The 223-nt window shown below is 54.7% G+C and carries 1 protein-coding gene; it reads right to left on the reverse strand.

What is annotated here, in order from left to right:
• Nucleotides 1-223 (reverse strand): hypothetical protein (locus LKX83_RS33240; RefSeq protein WP_227887567.1); only part of this gene is annotated, 223 nt, incomplete at both ends.

Raw genomic sequence — 223 nt, forward strand, 5'->3', positions numbered from 1 at the left:
TTCTCGCAGACGAAGCGCTTCGCCGGCTGAGCGCATCTCTTCCTGCCTGCGTTCCCAATCCTCCTGCGCATGCGCCAACGTCTCAAGCCGTGTATACACCTCTTCATTTATTTGTTTTTGACGCGCGATTTCTTCTTCAAGCTGCTCAAGCTGTCTGCCCCGTCCCAACAATTGATTGGACTTCTGCTGCACCGATCCACCGCTCATTGAGCCGCCGGGATTT

The organism is Cohnella baijiui (assembly GCF_020731285.1).
Lineage (GTDB): Bacteria > Bacillota > Bacilli > Paenibacillales > Paenibacillaceae > Cohnella.